The organism is Gordonia sp. (in: high G+C Gram-positive bacteria) (genome assembly GCF_047600385.1).
Taxonomy (GTDB): Bacteria; Actinomycetota; Actinomycetes; order Mycobacteriales; family Mycobacteriaceae; genus Gordonia.
The window spans coordinates 3669810-3687881 of the sequence record NZ_JASGKZ010000001.1; the positions used below are offsets into that span (position 1 = coordinate 3669810).

Consider the following 18072-nt stretch of genomic DNA (forward strand, 5'->3'; position numbering starts at 1 on the left):
TTCCCTGGTTGACGATTCTCTGGCTGATCCCGGCGGTCGCCTCCGCGGTGGTCGTCGTGCTGCCGCCCCGTGCCGCCGAACTCGCCAAACGGCTCGGCTTGGGGGCGGCCGCGGCGACGGCGGTCTGGGCCGTGATCGTGGCGGTGCGGTTCTCTCCCGGCGGCGCGGGCGGGCAGCGTTTTCAGCTGGTCGAGGACGTGAGCTGGATCCCGGCGCTCGGCGCCCGGTACACGCTCGCGCTCGACGGCATCGGTCTCGCCCTGGTCCTGCTCACCGCACTGCTGACCCCGCTGCTGCTGCTCGCGGCCTGGCGGGACGTCGACGGCGACGGCCACGGCCACGACGACGACGGATCGGCCCCGCGCCGCGTGCACGCCTACTTCGCGCTGTTCCTGGCCATCGAGGCGATGGTGCTGATCAGCTTCGTCGCGATCGACGTGCTGCTGTTCTACCTCGTGTTCGAGGCCATGCTGATCCCGATGTACTTCCTGATCGGCGGGTACGGGGTCTCGACTCCGCTCGACCGGCGAAAGGACACCGACCGGCGAAGGAACGGCGACCAGCGAGGAGACGGCGACCGACGGAGGGACGGCGACCAACGAGAGGACGACGACCGGCGGGGAGACGCCGGGCGGCGGGGGTCGTCGCAGGCGGCGGTGCGCTTCCTGCTCTACAACCTGCTCGGCGGCCTCGTGATGCTCGCCGCGGTGATCGGTCTGTACACGGTGAGCGCCCGCACCGGAAGCGGGACCTTCTCGCTCACCGCGCTGAGCACCATGGCCGAGCGCGGCGAGTCGGCCGCGTCGTCGACCACCCTGCACCTCCTGTTCCTGGGTTTCCTCTTCGCGTTCGCGGTGAAGGCTCCCCTGTGGCCGCTGCACGGCTGGCTGCCCGACGCGGCGGTCGCCGCCACCCCGGCGAGCGCGGTGCTGATGATGGCGGTGATGGACAAGGTCGGCACCTTCGCCATGCTGCGGTTCTGCCTCGGACTGTTCCCGGAGTCGGCGGCCGTGTTCGCGCCGATCGTGTCGGGGCTGGCCGTGGTCTCGATCCTGTACGGCGCGATCCTGGCGATCGGGCAGACCGATCTGATGCGGCTGATCTCCTACACGTCGATCTCGCACTTCGGGTTCATCGTGCTCGGGATCTTCGCGCTGACCGCGCAGGGGCAGTCCGGTTCGGCGCTGTACATGGTCAATCACGGGATCGCGACCGCGGCGCTGTTCCTGATCGCCGGATTCCTGGTGACCCAGCGCGGCAGCCGGCTCATCGCCGACTACGGCGGCGTGCAGCAGGTGGCGCCGGTCCTCGCCGAGACCTTCCTGGTCGCCGGGCTCGCGACGCTCTCGCTCCCCGGTCTGGCGCCGTTCGTCAGCGAGTTCCTGGTGCTGATCGGCACCTACGTCCGGTATCCGGTGGCCGCGGTCCTGGCCGCGGGCGCGCTGGTGCTCTCCGCGCTGTACATCCTGTGGACCTACCAGCGGATGTTCGGCGGCCCGGTCCGGCTCCCGGGTCCGCGCGACGACGAGGGGTCCGGTGCGACGTCGATCCGCGACCTCGGGGTGCGGCAGAAGGCCGTGGTGGCGCCGCTGCTCGCCGCGCTGCTGGTGCTCGGGCTCTTCCCCGGGCCGATCCTGGATCTGGTGGATCCGGCGGTGGCGCACACCGTGACCGGCCCGGAGAACCCGTCCGCCACGGCCGGAGGTGCACGATGACGACCCTCGCGATCGAGACCCTCGCCGTACAGACGCCGAGCATCGCGTACTCGCGGCTCGCCCCGATGCTGATCGTGTTCGGGGCGGCCGTGGTGAGCGTGCTGGTCGAGGCCGCGCTGTCGGCGGCTCCCGGGGTCACCGGGGCGTCCGCGGCCGCCGTCTCACGGCTGCGCCACCGGATCCAGCTGACGCTGGCGTCGGCGGCACTGGTCGTCGCGTTCGTCGGCGTCGTCGTGCTCGCTCTGCGCGGGACCGAGGCGGAGTCGACCGTCTCCGGTGCGGTCGTGATCGACGGTCCGAGCCTGTTCCTGCAGGGCACCGTGCTGCTGCTCTCGATCGCCGCGGTGGCGTTCATGGGCGAACGCCGGCTCGACCGGGTCTGGGCGCCGACCGAGGTGCACACCGCCGCCGGACTCCGCGTCGCCGCCGACGGCACGGGCCGACCGGACGACGATCTGCCCGCCGACGCGTTCACCCCGGCCGCCGCGACGGTGCCGGGATCGCCGGACGAGCTGGCCGCGGCGCGGTTCGCGATCACCACCGAGGTGTTCCCGCTGACCCTGTTCGCGGTGGGCGGGATGATGCTGTTCGGAGCGTGCGGCGATCTGCTGACGATGTTCATCGCACTGGAGGTCCTCTCCCTGCCGCTGTACCTGCTGTGCGGGCTGGCCCGGCGTCGTCGTCTGCTGTCCCAGGAGGCCTCGCTCAAGTACTTCCTCCTCGGCGCGTTCGCCTCGGCGGTGTTCCTGTTCGGCGCGGCCTTCGCCTACGGGGCCACCGGCACCCTCGCGCTCGACGGCATCGGTCGGGCGCTCGCACACGGGTCGGCGGACCGGACGCTCGCCCTGATCGCGGTGGTCCTGGTGTCGGTGGGGCTGCTGTTCAAGGTGGGTGCGGTGCCGTTCGGGTCGTGGGTGCCCGACGTCTACCAGGGGGCGCCCACCCCGGTCACGGCGCTGATGGCCTCAGCCACCAAGGTCGCCGCCTTCGGCGCGCTCCTCCGGGTGCTGCACGTCGGCTTCGCCCCGCTGGAACCGGACTGGCGGATGCCGATGTGGGCGGTCGCGATCGCGACCATGGTGATCGCCACGTTCATGGCGGTGACCCAGAGCGACGTCAAACGCATGCTCGCATACTCGTCGGTGAGTCATGTCGGCTTCGCCCTGGTCGGCGCGATCACGCTCGGGACGGCCGGGATCGGCAGCACCCTCTTCTACGTGGCCGGTTACGCGCTCGCCGCGTTCGGCGGATTCGCCCTGCTCGCCGTGGTGCGCGACGGGACGGGCCGGGAGGAGGCCGCGCTGTCGGCGTGGGCGGGGCTCGGTCGTCGTCGTCCGCTGGTCGGGCTGTTGATGTCGTTGTTCCTGCTCTCGTTCGCGGGGATCCCGCTGACCAGCGGATTCATCGGCAAGTTCGTGGTCTTCGCCGCGGCGGGCGGCTACGGGGCCTGGACGTTGGTCCTGGTCGGCGTGCTGTGCAGCGCGGTCGCGGCGTACTTCTACGTGCGGGTGATCGTGTCGATGTTCTTCGCCGAGGCCCCCGACGAGGCTCCCGACGTGCTCACCCCGAGCGCCCTGACCACGGTGCCGATCGGGGTGTGCGCCGCGGCGACGGCGTTCCTGGGGTTCTTCCCGCAGCCGCTGCTCGACCTCGCGGCCGCCGCCGGGGACTTCCTCTCCTGAACCCCGGGCCCGAGCGCCGGAACGCGGACCCGGGGTTCGCGAGGGCGAGTCAGGCCTTCGGGGGCTCGTCGTACGGCGCCACCGGATGACCGGCGGCCCGCCAGGCGCTGAAACCGCCCGCCACGTGCGCGACGTCCACCCCCATCCGGTGCAGACTCGCCGCCGCGAGCGCCGAGCGCCAGGCCGAGCCGCAGTACAGGATCAGGCGGCGCCCGTCGTCGAGGGCCGGGCGGTAGTAGGGGCTCGCCGGGTCCACCCAGAACTCGAGCATCCCGCGCGGCGCCCGGTACGCGCCGGGGATCGTCCCCTCGCGGGCCCACTCCTGCGGTTCGCGGATGTCGACGAAGCGCACCGACTCGTCGTCGAGCAGGTCGGCGGCCGCCGCAGGCGACAGCGGCGGGACCGTCGCGTTCGCCTCGGCGACGAGGTCGGCCGCACTGCGGTCCATCGGGGTTCCTGGGGCTCGGGACATGACTGTTCTCCTACTCGGTCGCACCCTCGGGTACATCTTGTATCTATTATGTACCGCAGTGCTCGCACGAATATCGTGAAAGACTCCGAAGCGAGGGAAGGACACCCATGACCAGCGCCCTGACAGAACTGCCGATCGTCGACATGTCGCTGCTCGACGGCGACGAGAACGACCGCGCCGCCTTCGGAGACGCACTGCGCATCGCCACGCACGACGTCGGCTTCTTCTACCTGGTGGGACACGGTGTCGACCGCGACGTCCGCGACCGGCTCTTCGAGACCGCGCGGGCGTTCTTCGCCCTCCCCGACACCGACAAGTTCGGCGTCGAGATGCTCGCCAGCCCGCAGTTCCGCGGCTACACCCGGTTCGGCGGCGAGTACACCCAGGGCGCGATCGACTGGCGCGAACAGATCGACGTCGCCGCCGAGTACCCGTCGCTCGGCGACGATCCCGCCTACCTGCGCCTGGACGGCCCCAATCTGTGGCCGCTGAGCCTGCCCGGTTTCCGCGAGGTGATCACCGACTGGCAGGCGCGGTGCGGCGCACTCGGACTGCGCCTGATGCGCGAGTGGGCGCGCAGCCTCGGCTCCCCCGCCGACGTGTTCGACGACGCCTTCGCCGAGCGGCCGTCGACCCTGCTGAAACTGGTCCGCTACCCCGGGCGCCCGGAATCGGCCGACCGGCAGGGCGTCGGCGCGCACAAGGACCCGGGCGTGCTCACCCTCCTGCTGGTCGAACCCGGCAAGGGCGGCCTGCAGGTGCAGCACGGCGACGGCTGGATCGACGCCCCGCCGGTCGAGGACGCCTTCGTGGTGAACATCGGCGAGCTGATGGAGTTCGCCACCGACGGCTACCTCAAGGCCACCATGCACCGGGTGCAGTCGCCGCCGGAGGGCACCGAACGACTGTCGGTGCCGTTCTTCTTCAATCCGGCGCTGTCGTCGCGCATGCCCCGCGTGACCCTTCCGCCCGAGTTCGCCGCCCAGGCGCCGGGCGTCACCGAGGATCCGGCCAACCCGATCTCCGGCACGTTCGGCGAGAACATGCTCAAGGCCCGACTGCGGGCGCACCCGGACGTGGCGGCCCGCCACCACGCCGACCTCCTCGACTGAGCACCGCCGTACCGTGAGGCGCCGTCGTACCGCGGGGTTCGCGGCCCGCATCGACGCCTTCACGCTGCGACATCCGAAGACCGGCTTCCCCCTGGCCGTCCTGTACAAGTTCTTCGACGATCAGGGCGGCTACCTGGCCGCCCTGATCGCCTACTACGGCTTCGTCTCGCTGTTCCCGCTGCTCCTGGTGATGACGACGGTGCTCGGCGTCGTCCTGGAGCACGACGACGCCCTGCGCGGCCGCATCGTCGACTCGGTGCTCGGCCAGATCCCCGTCGTCGGCGATCAGCTCGGCGACCCGACCGGGCTGAGCGGGGGTTTCGTCAGCGTCGTCGTCGGGCTGGCCGGCGCGATCTACGGCGGGCTCGGGGTCGCGGTGGCCTGCCAGAACGCGATGAACGTGATCTGGGCGGTGCCGCGGAACGCCCGCCCGAATCCGATCCTCGTGCGGGTGCGCGGCTTCGTCCTGCTGATGACGGTCGGGGTCGCGATGGTCGGGCTGGTCACGCTCGGCATCGTCGCCTCCCGGACGCACGCGGGCCGGATCACCGACCTGGTGACCCTGGCCGGCACCACGCTGCTCACGCTCGGCGTGTTCGTCTTCGCGTTCCGGTTCGGGACCGCCCGGAAGGTGAGCGTCCGCGACGTCCTGGCCGGGGCCGTGGTCGCCTCGCTCGGCTGGCAGACCCTGCAGCACTTCGGCCGCGAATACGTGGAGCAGGTGATCGCGCGGGCCGGGGCGGTGACCGGCGTCTTCGCCACCGTCCTCGGCCTGATCGCGTTCCTCTACCTCGCGGCGGTCACGGTGGTGATCAGCATGGAGATCAACGCGGTCCGCGTCGACGAGCTGTATCCGCGTTCACTGCTCACCGAGTTCACCGACGACGTCGTGCTGACGCCCGGCGACGAGCGCACCTACACGCACCTGGCGCAGGCCCAGCGCAACAAGGGATTCGAGACCATCACGGTCGAGTTCTGCAATCCCCTCGACCCGGAGGGGACCAACGATCCGCTGATCGCCGAGAGAACCCGGCGGCGGGACGACGGGTAGCGGGCCCTTCGCTCCTCGCGGCAGAGAGCGGGTCGGCTCAGGCGGGAATCTCCAGATGAAGGAGCGGATAGGGGCGGCCGTCGCCGTCGAGTTCGCTCCGGCCCGCCTGCACGAAACCTCGACTGAGGTAGAAGCCGAGCGCTCCCGCATTCTGTTCGTTGACATCCGCCTCGGTCACGCCGTGTCGCGCGACGGCCTCGTCGAGCAGCGCGGTACCGACGCCTTTGCCGCGAGCCGAGTCCGACACGAAGAGCATCTCGAGACGTCCCTCGGCGACTCCGGCGAAGCCCACCGGTCCCCCATCGGTATCGGCGACGAGTATCGAGACGGCCGGAAGATACCCGGAGATCAGACCGGCTTCGATGCGCTCGAAATCGGACTCGTCGAGAAAGTCGTGTGTGGCGCGGACGGCGCTACGCCAGATCTCCACGAGTTCCGGATACTCCGTCGAGCCGCGTGACGGACGGAGGAGGAATCGGGGAGCGGGCTCGTTCATCGGTCCATCATCGCATCGCCCTCATGAGGTCGATTCTCCCCCGACGGCACCCTCGGTCTCGGGACGCCAACCGAGAGCCGGAGCCACATGCGTCGCGAACGACTCCAAGACGTGTGCACAATAAGCGACCCCCAGCTGGTTCGGGACGGTGAGCAGCAGGGTGTCCGCGGCGGCGATCGCCTCGTCCTTCGCCAGCTCCTCGACCAGCCGGTCCGGCTCCGCCGCGTACGAACGCCCGAAGCGCGCGGTGCCGCCGTCGAGACGACCCACCTGGTCCTCGGCGTCCCGGCCGCGCAGACCGAAGTAGGCGCGGTCCCTGTCGTCGACCAGCGCGAAGATGCTGCGGCTGACCGAGACGCGCGGTTCGCGTCCCCAGCCGTGCCTGTCCCACTCCTCGCGGAACAGCTGGATCTGTTCGGCCTGCAACCGGTGGAAGGGCACGCCGGTGTCCTCGGTGAGCAGCGTCGAGCTCATCAGGTTCATCCCCTGGCGCGCGGTCCACTCGGCGGTGGCCCGGGTGCCCGAACCCCACCAGATGCGTTCGCGCAGGCCCGGTGCGTGCGGTTCCAGCGGCAGCAGTCCGGGCGGGTTCGGGAACATCGGTCGCGGATTCGGCTCGGCGAAGCCCTCGCCGTCGAGCATCCGCAGGAAGACGTCGGTGTGCTCCCGGGCCATGTCGGCGTCGGTCCGTCCCTCGCCCGGTCGGTGGCCGAAGTACCGGTAGCCCTCGATCACCTGCTCGGGCGAGCCGCGCGAGATGCCCAGCTGCAGGCGGCCGTCGGCGATCAGATCGGCGGCCGCGGCGCTCTCGGCGGCGTACCAGGGGTTCTCGTAACGCATGTCGACGACTCCGGTGCCGATCTCGATGCCGGCTGGTCCGTGCGCCGATCGCGGCGAGCAGCGGGAACGGCGAGGCGAGCTGACGGGCGAAGTGGTGCACCCGGAAGTAGGCGCCGTCGACGCCCAGTTCTTCGGCGGCCACGGCCAGCTCGATGGACTGTTTCAGGGCGTCGCCCGCGCTGCGGGTATGCGACCCGGCGCCGGTGGACCAGTGCCCGAAGGAGAGGAATCCTATTTTCTTCATGACATCCATAACCGTACCGTGGTCCGTTTATATTCCGGCGGTGGGTTCCGAACCGATGTCGCAGCCGTCCCGACACCGCGACACGCGGCACTCCGCCGTCCCGGACCACGGCACCGAAATGCCCTTGGACCTGGTCGAACGGGACGAAAGTCCCCACCGATAGCCTCGAAGACGGGCACGGTCTCCGACCGCGGAGACAGCAGCGGATCCCGACGGATCCCCGCATTGGTGAACCCACGACCCGAGAGGCACGACCATGAAGAAGTCTCTGAAGCGGACCGTCGCGGCGCTCGCCGCCGGTGTCGTCGGCGCCGGCGCCCTGCTCGCTCCCGCCCCCGCGACCGCCGCGGCTCCGGGCGACCTGCAGATCCTCGGCGGCGCCGTCTGCACGTTCGGCGCATGGCCGGGCAACCCGCTCCCCCTCTGGCAGACCCGACGAACTCTCGGAGTGAAGAACACCGGCGGCACCCCCCTGACCGGGGTCCGGGTGACCCGGGTCGGCGGCACCGCGAAGACGGTCCGGGTCGACGGCGACCGGCCCGGCGTGCTGAAGCCCGGCACGTCGTCCATCACCCATTCGATCAGGACGAAGGGCTGCCGACCGGGCACCTCGATACTCGGGTACGCCCAGGCCGCCCAGGCCGAGAATCCGCTGAACAACGCCGGATTCTGGGTGAACTGGAAGGACGCCCTGCCCGAGAGCAGCTGAGACCGGGTCGTCGTCGGGCCCGAACGACGACGACCCGCAGCCCGGCATTCCTCCCAGGTCCCTCGTACCGGGCTTCGACCTCCCCGCTACGATTCCGGAACGAATATTCGGCGTCGACGCCGAAACCACCGGCGTGAGGTGCCGTGGGCACCGGACAGGACCTGGCAGTGGATGGATTGAACGAGATACTCAGCGCGATATCGAAGGTGGTGTGGGGACCGTTCGTCCTCATCCCGTTGCTCCTGGGCACCGGCGTCTACATGACCTTCCGGCTGGGCGGCATCCAGTTCGCCCGCACCGGCGCGGCCCTGCATCTCGGTCTCATCCGGCGCCAGGACGACGGCGCCAGCGGCGACGTCTCCCAGTATCGTGCGCTCGCCACCGCGATGGCCGCGACGATCGGCACCGGCAACATCGCCGGTGTCGCGACCGCGATCGCCCTCGGCGGCCCCGGTGCCATCTTCTGGATGTGGGTCAGCGGCGTCTTCGGCATGGCCCTGAAGTACAGCGAGTCGTTCCTGGCCGTCCGGTTCCGGACCGTCGACGAGCACGGCCACCGCAACGGCGGTCCGCAGTACTACCTCACCAAGGGCCTCAAGGGGAGATACCTCGGCCCGATCGGCGTCGTCCTGGCCTGGGCGTTCACCCTCTTCACCATCCTCGCCAGCTTCGGCATCGGCAACATGGTGCAGGCCAACTCGATGTCCGAGGCGATGAACGACACCTTCTCGATCCCCACCTGGGTCACCGGCCTGGTGGTCTCGCTGGTCACCCTGGCCGTGCTCATCGGCGGCATCAAGAGCATCAGCAGCTACGCCGCCCGGATCGTGCCGGTCATGATCGTCGTCTTCATCATCGCCCAGGTGTGGGTCCTGGCCGCCTTCGTCACCGAGATCCCGGCCGCCGTCGCGACCATCCTGTCCGACGCGTTCACCGGCACCGCCGCCGCGGGCGGCTTCCTCGGCGCCACGGTGATCGCCGCGATCCAGTTCGGCCTGGCCCGCGGCCTGTTCTCCAACGAGTCCGGCATGGGCTCGGCCGCCATCGCCGCCGGCGCCGCGCAGACCAGCCATCCGGTGCGACAGGGCCTGGTGTCGATGACCCAGACCTTCATCGACACCATCATCCTGGTGACCCTCACCGCGCTGGTGATCGTGGTCTCGGGGGCGTACGAGAAGGTCGACGACGCCGGTGCGGCACTCACCGGCGTGCGCCTGACCACCGATGCGTTCAACCAGGGCCTGCCCGGCAGCACCGTCGGCGGCTACGTCGTCTCCTTCTGCCTGCTGCTGTTCGCGCTCACCACCCTGTGGGGCTGGTCGTACTACGGCGAACGCGCGATCGAGCGGGCCGTCGGCACCCGGGCCGTCCTCCCCTTCCGGCTGGTGTGGGTGGTCATGGCCTTCGTCGGCTCCACCATCCCGCTGGAGATCGTCTGGACCTTCGCCGACATCATGAACGGCTTCATGGTGATCCCGAACCTCATCGGCATCCTGATCCTCTCCGGCCTGGTGGCCCGGGAGACCAAGAAGTACCTGTCGTTCGACCCGAAGCTCGCCGCCACGCAGCAGCAGATCGACGAGCACTTCCTCGACGATCCCGGCTACCGGGAATGGCGGAACAACGAGCGCGCGATGGACGGCGAGCCTCCCCTGTCCGATCCCCCGGGATCGCCCGGCGGCGCGGCGTCGTCGTCCGTCGGCCTGCTGGAGAAGCAGGCGGCACCGGCCCGGGTCGACGACACCCCGCAGGGAGGGACGGGAGCCGCCGGCGCCTTGCCGATCCTGTCGCTGGTGTTCTCCGTGCTCGGCCTCGGTCTCGTCGGCGTGGTGCTGGGGCATGTCGCGCTGGGCCGGATCGGTGCACAGAACGACCAGCGGGGTCGTGGACCGGCGATCGCGGGCCTGGTGCTCGGATACCTCGGGCTGGCCGTGCTCACGATCTGGATCGTCGCACTCCTGATGGCCTAAAACCGGACGACGACGACACGCCGAGCCGGCGACGGGATGCGATCCCGTCGCCGGCTCGGTGCTTTCGTGCCGCGGCACGATGTCCGAGAACTTGCACACTCCGCACTCTCCTCCGCGGACATGATGAACGTGTCACACCTCACATCGACACAAGGAGAGAGATGACCCTCACCACACCGGAAGAGCTCGACGCCACCTCGGCCGCCACCATGGCCGTCCTGCAGAGCCACATGCGAGCCATGTCCACGATGGATCCGGCCGTGATCGCCGCCGACTACGCCGAGGACTGCGTCGTCCACACCAGTTTCGCCGAGGGGCCGGTGGTCGGGCGCCAGGGCGTCGAGGAGTGGGTCGAGACCGAGCTTCCCGCCATGATGCAGACGCTCGGCGCGCCGCGTGACGGCGTCGAACCGGTCTACACCCTCACCACCCTCACGGCGAACGGCGAGTACGGCTACCTCGTCGTCGATCTGCAGAACGGCGCCAAGGGCACCGAGACCTACCACTGCCGCGACGGCGAGATCCTCTTCGAGAGCGCGACGTTCTTCCTCTGATCGACGCCGAGTCCGATCACTGCGCCTCCAGCGCGACAGCACCGAACGAGACCCCGAACCATACGCACCAGAGCACGACGGCGTCGTACTCCGCCAGATCCCACGTCGGCGGGCAGTCGGTACACCTGGTCACCGCGGTTCCCCTTGATGTCGCCGAGGTCGACATGCGGCGCCCGGCCCGCGGTGAGCCAACCGTCCCGCCCCGGAATCGCCTCGCCCGCCGACAACCAGACGTGTACGTCGGGGCCCGACGTGGTACTCAGGTCCTCGATCGCCAGCAGTCTGGTCCCGTCCGAGACCTGGATGATCGACGCCTTCCCGGTCGTCTCGTGCTCGTGGCTGAGGAACGTCCCCGAACGCACGACGATCGGCCCCCGCGACATCACCTCGAACATCTCGGACGCCTCGGCTCGAGATGCCTCGGTCTGAGATTCCACGGTCCGGTCCGCCTCGGCCGGTGCACGGGTGGTGGCCGACGGGATCACGTCGGCCACCTCGTGATTCACCCAGAACAGCCACGGCTGGAACAGCGCAGCCCCCCCCACCACAGAGCGACGACGATCACCCCCGCGACCGCACCGAGGATCCACCGGGTACGACGACGCAGCCCGCCGATTCGCTGGACCGGTCGGCGATTCCGGCCGGTCGAGACTCGCGCGGCGGCTCGGGGTCTGCCATACACCGACGATACGGCCGTCTTCCGCCCAGATCAGGAAGAACACCGGATTCATCCGGTTATCACTTCGGGATACCTCGAATTTCTCGACACTTTCTCCGGCTCACGCACCCGGAGTTCATCGACAGCATCCCGCGAAAACCAGGCCGTGAGGACACCTGTCTGCCGACTACCGACGACCTGCCACCACACCGTCTGTCCGACCCGGAGCTTATATGTACTTCTCTGCCGCAAAGCGAGGTGCCATCGACTCCATCTGGCTCATCACTTCGGCGATCGCAGCCGGCTGTTGATCCGGCGGGTACTTGTACTTACGGAGCAGCCGTTTGATCGAGGTCCGCAACTTGGCGCGGACGTCTTCGCGCACGGTCCAGTCGACCCGAGTGTCGCGCCGCATGGCGGCCACCAGGTCCCTGGCGATCTGTGCCAGCACGTCGTCGCCCATCACATCCACGGCGGACTCGTTCTGATGCACGACGTCGTAGAACGCCAGCTCGTCGTCGGAGAGCGGCGGGTCGAACGACTTCCCGCGGTCCGCCTCCGACGTGACGTCCTTGGCCATGTCGGCGAGTTCGGCGAGTACCTCCGCCGCGGTGATCTGCTGATTGGTGTACTTCATCATCAGTTCGTTGATCCGCTGCGAGAACTGCTTCCGGCGGACCTCGTTATTGCCCGTCGCTTTTCTCGCCCCCTCTTGCAGACTCGCTTTGAGCGCTTCGATCGCGAGGTGGACCTTCGACTCCGACTGCGCGTCGTGTACCCATTCCGGTGTCAGATACTGCAGGTCGGGAAGCTCGAGTCCGGCTTCGCGGTAGATGTCGATCACGCCGTCACCTGTCGCGGAGGTGACGATGAGGTCGCCCAGTCGACGCCGGATCTCGTCGGGGATCGGCTCACCGCGACTCATCCGATCGGCGGCGTCGCGTTTGGCAAGCCAGGTGCGGACCTCCTCGTAGAAGCGGACTTCGGGCCGTACCCGCTCTAAGTCCAGATTCTCCGCTCCGCCTGCGGCGAGCGCCCATACCCGGGCCAACTTGGCGCTCTTGTCCCGGAACAGGTCCCGCAACGGCCTGATGTTCGGATCGGTCGGATCCGAGTTTCCTGATGTGCTCGGCGAAAGCAGCATACTGGTGACCTCGGCGAGGGCCTTGGGATAACCGCTGGCCCGGACGGTCTCCTTCCACCTAGTACCGACGGTCCCGTCGAGCTCGGCCAACAGCGACATGACGATAGCCGTCTCCTCGGCGACGTCGCGCCCGACCAACCGATCGCCCGATGCATCCGTATCGCGGGTGAACTCCCGCAGCGCCTTGGTCAGATTGTCGGCGAGCGGCGCGTACGCCACCAGCAGACCATCCTGTTTGCCCCGGTAAGTGCGGTTGACGCGCGCCAGGGTCTGCATCAGCAGCGCGCCCTTGAGCGGCCGGTCGATGTAGAGCGTGTGCAGGGCCGGCGCATCGAACCCGGTCAGCATCATGTCTTTGACGATCACGATCTCGAGTTCGTCGTCGGGATCCTTGACCCGCTGTTTCACCGCAGCGATGGCACTGGGGCGACGCATGTGCTTCGTGATCTCGGGAGGATCCCCTGGACTGGCCGTGTAGACCACCTTGACCACGCCCTTGTCATCGGCGTCGTCATGCCAGTCGGGACGGCGATCGATCAGTTCCTCGTACAGCCTCGCGGCGATCGTCCGTGTCGCACAGACGATCATCGCTTTACCCGGTCCGCCGAGGAACGGACCCATCACGTCACGCCGCACCTCCCAGTGTTTGACGAGGTCGTCGGCGAGATGACTCAGACGTTCCGGCGCCCCGTAGACGGTGTCGAGCACGGCGACACTGCGCTGGATCCGATCCTTGTCTGCTTCATCGAGTCCCGCGGTGAGCTCGTCGGCGACGTCGTCGATCTCGTCGTCGTCGAGTCCGGGCGCACGGGCGAGCTTGATCAGGCGCGGCTCGAACGAGACCGGCACCGTCGCACCGTCGGCGACCGCGCGGTGCAGGTCGTAGACGTCGATGTCGTCGCCGAAGACCTTGCGGGTGTCTCGTTCGACCTCCCGGATCGGGGTGCCGGTGAACGCGATGAGTGTCGCGTTCGGGAGCGCATCGCGCAGGTGCCGCGCATACCCGTCGATGGTGTCGTAGTGGCTCCGGTGGGCTTCGTCGGCCATCACGATCACGTTGCGCCGATCGGACAGCAACGGATGGTCGGCGCCGGATTCCTTCTCCGACTTGGTGAGACCGAACTTCTGCAGCGTCGTGAAATAGATGCCGCCGCTGCGGCGCCCGGCCAACTCGGTCCGCAGCTCGTCGCGACTGCTGACCTGCCGCGGGTGCTCGGGCAGCAGCACCGAGACGTTGAACCCGTCGAAGAGCTGCGTGTCGAGTTCGGTGCGGTCGGTCAACACCACGACGGTGGGGTTGGCCAGCCGCGGATGACGCATCGCCTTCGCCGTGTACAGTTCCATCTCCATCGATTTGCCGGATCCCTGGGTGTGCCAGACGACACCGGCACGGCCGTCGGAGTCGACGGCGGCGACGGTGCTCGCCACCGCCTTCGTGACGGCGAAGTACTGGTGCGGTTTGGCGATGCGCATGGCCAGACCGGAGTCGGACTGGTCGTAGGCAGTGAAGTCGCGGAGCAGTTGGCCGAACCGGTCGACGTTGTAGACCCCGGCGAGGGTGGTCTTCGAGCTCGTTCATCGGTTCGCCGTCGTCACCGGGAGCGCCCAGTGCCACGGTGGCGCCGTCGTCGTCGACGTTCCACGGCGCGAAGTGGTTCCACGGCGTGAAGGGCGTGCCATACCGTGCGGTGGTGACGTCGGAGACGACGACGAGGTCCGCGAATCGGAACGCCATCGGAAACTCGCGGAGATAGGTCTGGATCTGGTTGTACGCGACCTCGCTGGTGGCGGTCGACGATCCGGCACGCTTGAGTTCGATGATCGAGACGGGGAGTCCGTTGATGTAGAGGACCACATCGAATCGTCGCTCGTGCTCGCGGCTCCGGATGGTCACCTGGTTCACCGCGTGATACTTGTTCCGGGCGGGATCGCCGGCGACGAAGCGGATCGTCGGCGTCACCTCACGGCCTTCGTGATCGATGTAGGAGATGCCGCGGTACCCGTTGACCAGGATGTCGTGGAGACGGAAGCTCTCGGTGATCGCGTCCTGCGACTTCGGCCCCGTCACATCCGATATCGCCTGGTGAAGGTACTCGATCGGGACGTCGGGATTGAGGTTCTCCAGCGCCTGCCGCAACGTGCCGAGCAGCACGATGTCACGCCAGGACTCGCGTTCCCCGCTGCCGGGTGCGACGTCCTTGCCCGCACGATACCGCCAGTCGAGCCCGGCCAGCTGGTCGAGCGTCCAGGCCTCCCAATCGTCTTCGTTCATGACTCCGGCCATGTGTCTTCGCTCCCCTCGTCCGCGTGTCGGACGTCTCTTCGTATGGCGTTCGATGTCGTCATCATGCCCCGATCTCGCGAATTCAAACATTGATCTAGGAGATAACGGTCCTTATCGAGTGGAATCATGCAAATAATCGTCAAGCTGCCGGTTCGACCTGAGGAACCGGATGTCTCATCACCCTCACGTTCCGGGACGGCCGCTACCGCAGTTGTCGACACCGCTCTGCCACTGTCCGCGTGATCATCTCCGCATCAGTCGAATCGATCGACGACACCGCACGGATCTCCTCCCAGGCAGCGGGCACCACTGCTATCAGGTCTCGCACCACCTCTGCCAAGGCCGCACCCTGCGCATGGAGCTTCCGTTCCACACGTTCGAAATCAGCCAGCCGGATGCTTTCGAAACGACGGGCACCGTTGAGTTTGAGGCTCAGCTGCTCGGCACTGCTGCCGTCTGGGTTGTACATCGCTGTCGCGACGATGTCGTAGGCCGGTGATATCCGCGGCGACCTCGGGTCGGAGTAGAGGACGGACCAGTTCTTCAGGTGTGCGTCACCGTTGCCGATCACGACGAAGAGCGCGAGGCGGCGTGCGAACTCCCGAAGACTCTCGATGTCGTGGCCGCGATACAGGAGTCCGGCCACGGTCTCATAGTTGCCGAGGTACTTGTCATCCGGATACATCGATCTGATCTGCGCCAGATCTTCGATGTGCTTGCGGCTGCCATCCGCATTGCGGTCGAATCGCTTCACCGCATACGCCCATTCCTCGGCGCTGCGCCACGCGTTGGCAGGTAGGCCATGCAGTTGATCACGATGGACCATCCGGATCTCAGGCACATCGATACCGACCGCACGCGCCAGCGACATCATCGCGAACTCGTTCGCGGGCAGTCCGGGGAACGTCGTACCCGGAAGTTTGGCGATCCAGTCTCCGTCCGCACCGTGAGCAGGACAGGTGAACCGTTCTCCTGCGCGCAGCATCGAGAACTTCAACTCGACACCAGCGAGAGAGAATCGCCACAGTGAACTCTCGTCTCGGGCCGCATTTCCTGTCTCCTCGACGGCAGCGGTGGGCAGTTCGCGATCGTCGGAATCGACTTCCGTGAACACCGCCGCTCCAGGCAGGTCGTGCCCGACGTGAGCCAGCAGTTCGAACTCACGGTCGACCGATACGTCGAGATCCCGAGCGATCCACTCCCGCAACACACCTTCCGGAAGAAGGTTCGAGAACCAAACCGGTAAGCGATTCGTTCCGCGAACGGCGGCCGTGGGGTTCTCTTCGAAGTTCAACCCGAGCACCGGACGATCGGGGTCCGCGAGGTACTGCTCATCGAAGTCGAACCAGCTCACGTTGCCGTGACGGCGCAGATGACCGACGACTCTCCCGTGAAGCGTCACTCTGAGCATCCGTGTATCGCTGGTCATCCGCACACCTCTCAGCCGACCGCCGGTGCTTCGTCTGCGTCGTCTTCCGGATCGTCGAAGACGTAGGCCGACAACGCCGACCTCGACTCGAATCCCTGCTCCCACCGCACGCGAAGGAAATCGTCGACGATCACCTGCAGATCTCGGCTACGTTCCCGCACGAATCCGATGACATCGGTATCCGCCAGTTTCGCGAGCGAAGTCTCCGAGATCGCATGGGATGCCAGTACCCGACCATCGAGATCCCCGGTGACGAGACGGTCTTCCACCTCCACTGCCGAGATGTCGGTGTCGGGTAGCAGCAGCCAACGTCCGACCTCGTTCGCCACATCGTTCGGCAACCGACCGCGACCGACGACGGACAGCAGCGCATCCCGCGGAGTCTGTACTTCGTCGAGCGCCGCGGACAGGTCGACACCGGTGAGCACGGTCCCCGACACGAGCGATCGGGGTTCGAGCGCCCACATCGCGCACGCGATGATCTTTCCGGTCGCGTGGTTCGTTCGGAACTGGCACACGTCAGGAGTCACGAGTCGATCCTCCGGCACCGCATCGAGCAGCCCGAGAAGTGTCTTATCGGCATCGTCGGGAACGACTCGTGTGCAGAGCGCCCGGGCCGCGCCGGTCGCCGATCCGAGGAACACGCTCGGTCCGGCGGTCGCCGCACGCCAGAACCATCGCTTGAGAAGCCGTCGCCGGCTCGGCTCGGAGAGGTCGTGGTGGCCGAAAACTCGTGAGAGGACGATCAGCAGATACTTGTACGGCAGGAAAGCCATGTGCGGAACCCCGGCCTCCTGCTGCAGGAAATTCACCGCTGCAGTCAACGACTCCGCGCCCAGACGGTAGGCGGTCTTGACGTCTTCGTCCGGGAAATCGCTCGTTCCACGACGTTCCGTGAACTCCAGACGGATATCGCGGGTGATGTCGGCACCGCGCCTGGCGAGCACCGCCTTCATCACGGTGTCGACGTCGATCAGACCGAAGTTTTCGGCGGCGTCGATCGATTCCGCGATCGACGCGAACGAACTCCAGTCGTCGTCGGAGGGTTCGGCCGGATGCAACGCCGCGAAGACCTCGGAACGCTTCAATCGTTTGCCGTAGTTGTTCACCCGGTCGAAGATCTCCCGGAGAACGTCCTCGTCACCGGTCGTCACCACCGATGCGGAGATCTGTGCTTTCAGGATCCGCTTGGAGACCCCGGTGGCCCGGTCGAAGTATTCTTCCGCTTCCGGCCGGTCCCGAAACCACCGCATGAGTTCCTGGAGATCGAACAGCACGGGCAGCGGGATCACGTGCGACGGTGCGGACTCCTTGGTGCGGACGACGCGCTCGTCGGTGAGATCGACGCTCAGTCCGAAGCGAGAGTCCTTACTGCCTTCCGGTGAGAAGACGTTGGCGAGCGTCGTCACCCGCTGCTGCCCGTCCACCACCCACAATGCGCTGCCGAGAGCCGGCGCGTCGATGCTGAGCGCTCCGAGCCGGACCGTTCCGGCGTCAGCTGCCCGCGACCACATCAGGAGGTTCCCGATCGGGTACCCCCGCAGAATGCTGTCGATCAAGCGGCAAGCATCTTCGAAACCCCACCGCAGCGGCCGCTGGAAAGCGGGGATTCGGACCTCACCCTGCCATGCTTTGGCGACCAGTTCCTCCACGTCGAAGACCTCAGCCTTCAGTGGCGCGCTCAAACTGCCGGACATGTGCAATCCCTCCTC

At 67.7% G+C, this 18072-nt stretch carries 12 protein-coding genes and 2 pseudogenes; 7 read left to right on the forward strand and 7 right to left on the reverse strand.

Translation table 11 applies throughout. The features are described from left to right. Positions 1-8: 8 nt before the first annotated feature. Together QM809_RS16605 and nuoN are read left to right on the forward strand one after the other, a co-directional pair. On the forward strand, positions 9-1715 hold the full coding sequence (locus QM809_RS16605; RefSeq protein ID WP_415046803.1) for an NADH-quinone oxidoreductase subunit M: 1707 nt from the start codon (positions 9-11) through the stop codon (positions 1713-1715). Beyond that, complete coding sequence (gene nuoN / locus QM809_RS16610; protein WP_415046804.1) at positions 1712-3397, forward strand: NADH-quinone oxidoreductase subunit NuoN; 1686 nt, start codon at positions 1712-1714, stop codon at positions 3395-3397. Before QM809_RS16605 ends, nuoN begins: the two co-directional genes overlap by 4 nt. A gap of 49 nt (positions 3398-3446) precedes the next feature. Here nuoN and QM809_RS16615 read toward each other — a convergent pair whose 3' ends face one another. Further along, positions 3447-3845: a rhodanese-like domain-containing protein gene (locus QM809_RS16615; RefSeq protein ID WP_415046805.1), complete on the reverse strand. Its 399-nt coding sequence runs from the start codon at positions 3843-3845 to the stop codon at positions 3447-3449. Positions 3846-3976: 131 nt separating this feature from the next. Between QM809_RS16615 and QM809_RS16620 the strand changes: the two genes are divergently transcribed. Further along, the gene (locus QM809_RS16620; protein WP_415046806.1) at positions 3977-4981 is read left to right on the forward strand and encodes an isopenicillin N synthase family dioxygenase; all 1005 of its coding nucleotides are present in this window, start codon (positions 3977-3979) and stop codon (positions 4979-4981) included. Positions 4982-4994: 13 nt separating this feature from the next. Further along, positions 4995-6032: a YihY/virulence factor BrkB family protein gene (locus QM809_RS16625; protein WP_415046807.1), complete on the forward strand. Its 1038-nt coding sequence runs from the start codon at positions 4995-4997 to the stop codon at positions 6030-6032. A gap of 37 nt (positions 6033-6069) precedes the next feature. Here QM809_RS16625 and QM809_RS16630 read toward each other — a convergent pair whose 3' ends face one another. Together QM809_RS16630 and QM809_RS16635 are read right to left on the reverse strand one after the other, a co-directional pair. After that, entirely contained in the window at positions 6070-6462 is a 393-nt protein-coding gene (locus QM809_RS16630; protein WP_415046808.1) for a GNAT family N-acetyltransferase, read from the reverse strand. Positions 6463-6549: 87 nt separating this feature from the next. Then, positions 6550-7612, reverse strand: a pseudogene (locus QM809_RS16635) (LLM class flavin-dependent oxidoreductase). 256 nt (positions 7613-7868) lie between these two features. Between QM809_RS16635 and QM809_RS16640 the strand changes: the two are divergent. The 3 genes from QM809_RS16640 (at position 7869) to QM809_RS16650 (ending at position 10845) form a co-directional block, all read left to right on the forward strand. Continuing rightward, on the forward strand, positions 7869-8321 hold the full coding sequence (locus QM809_RS16640; RefSeq protein ID WP_415046809.1) for a hypothetical protein: 453 nt from the start codon (positions 7869-7871) through the stop codon (positions 8319-8321). A gap of 176 nt (positions 8322-8497) precedes the next feature. Continuing rightward, a complete protein-coding gene (locus QM809_RS16645; protein WP_415046810.1) occupies positions 8498-10291 on the forward strand; it encodes an amino acid carrier protein in 1794 nt (597 codons plus the stop codon). Positions 10292-10452: 161 nt separating this feature from the next. Then, positions 10453-10845 carry a hypothetical protein gene (locus QM809_RS16650; protein WP_415046811.1) on the forward strand — a complete coding sequence of 131 codons (393 nt, stop codon included), beginning with the start codon at positions 10453-10455 and terminating at the stop codon, positions 10843-10845. On the opposite strand, the gene QM809_RS16655 is transcribed toward QM809_RS16650, so the two are convergent. The 4 genes and pseudogenes from QM809_RS16655 to QM809_RS16670 form a co-directional block, all read right to left on the reverse strand. Next, a complete protein-coding gene (locus tag QM809_RS16655; protein ID WP_415046812.1) occupies positions 10791-11393 on the reverse strand; it encodes a DM13 domain-containing protein in 603 nt (200 codons plus the stop codon). The genes QM809_RS16650 and QM809_RS16655 overlap by 55 nt on opposite strands. 339 nt (positions 11394-11732) lie before the next feature. Then, positions 11733-14931, reverse strand: a pseudogene (locus QM809_RS16660) (type I restriction endonuclease subunit R). A 202-nt stretch (positions 14932-15133) separates the two neighbouring features. Next, entirely contained in the window at positions 15134-16360 is a 1227-nt protein-coding gene (locus QM809_RS16665) for a type II toxin-antitoxin system HipA family toxin (protein ID WP_415046813.1), read from the reverse strand. Between the two features lie 11 nt (positions 16361-16371). Then, entirely contained in the window at positions 16372-18057 is a 1686-nt protein-coding gene (locus QM809_RS16670) for a DUF262 domain-containing protein (protein WP_415046814.1), read from the reverse strand. Positions 18058-18072: the final 15 nt, after the last annotated feature.

Excerpts from the sequence above, each read along its gene's own strand:
- QM809_RS16665 (WP_415046813.1), bottom strand. The coding sequence starts at position 16,360 with ATGACCAGCGATACACGGATGCTCAGAGTGACGCTTCACGGGAGAGTC.
- QM809_RS16650 (WP_415046811.1), top strand. The coding sequence starts at position 10,453 with ATGACCCTCACCACACCGGAAGAGCTCGACGCCACCTCGGCCGCCACC.
- QM809_RS16615 (WP_415046805.1), bottom strand. The coding sequence starts at position 3,845 with ATGGACCGCAGTGCGGCCGACCTCGTCGCCGAGGCGAACGCGACGGTC.
- QM809_RS16670 (WP_415046814.1), bottom strand. The coding sequence starts at position 18,057 with ATGTCCGGCAGTTTGAGCGCGCCACTGAAGGCTGAGGTCTTCGACGTG.
- QM809_RS16620 (WP_415046806.1), top strand. The coding sequence starts at position 3,977 with ATGACCAGCGCCCTGACAGAACTGCCGATCGTCGACATGTCGCTGCTC.
- nuoN (WP_415046804.1), top strand. The coding sequence starts at position 1,712 with ATGACGACCCTCGCGATCGAGACCCTCGCCGTACAGACGCCGAGCATC.
- QM809_RS16640 (WP_415046809.1), top strand. The coding sequence starts at position 7,869 with ATGAAGAAGTCTCTGAAGCGGACCGTCGCGGCGCTCGCCGCCGGTGTC.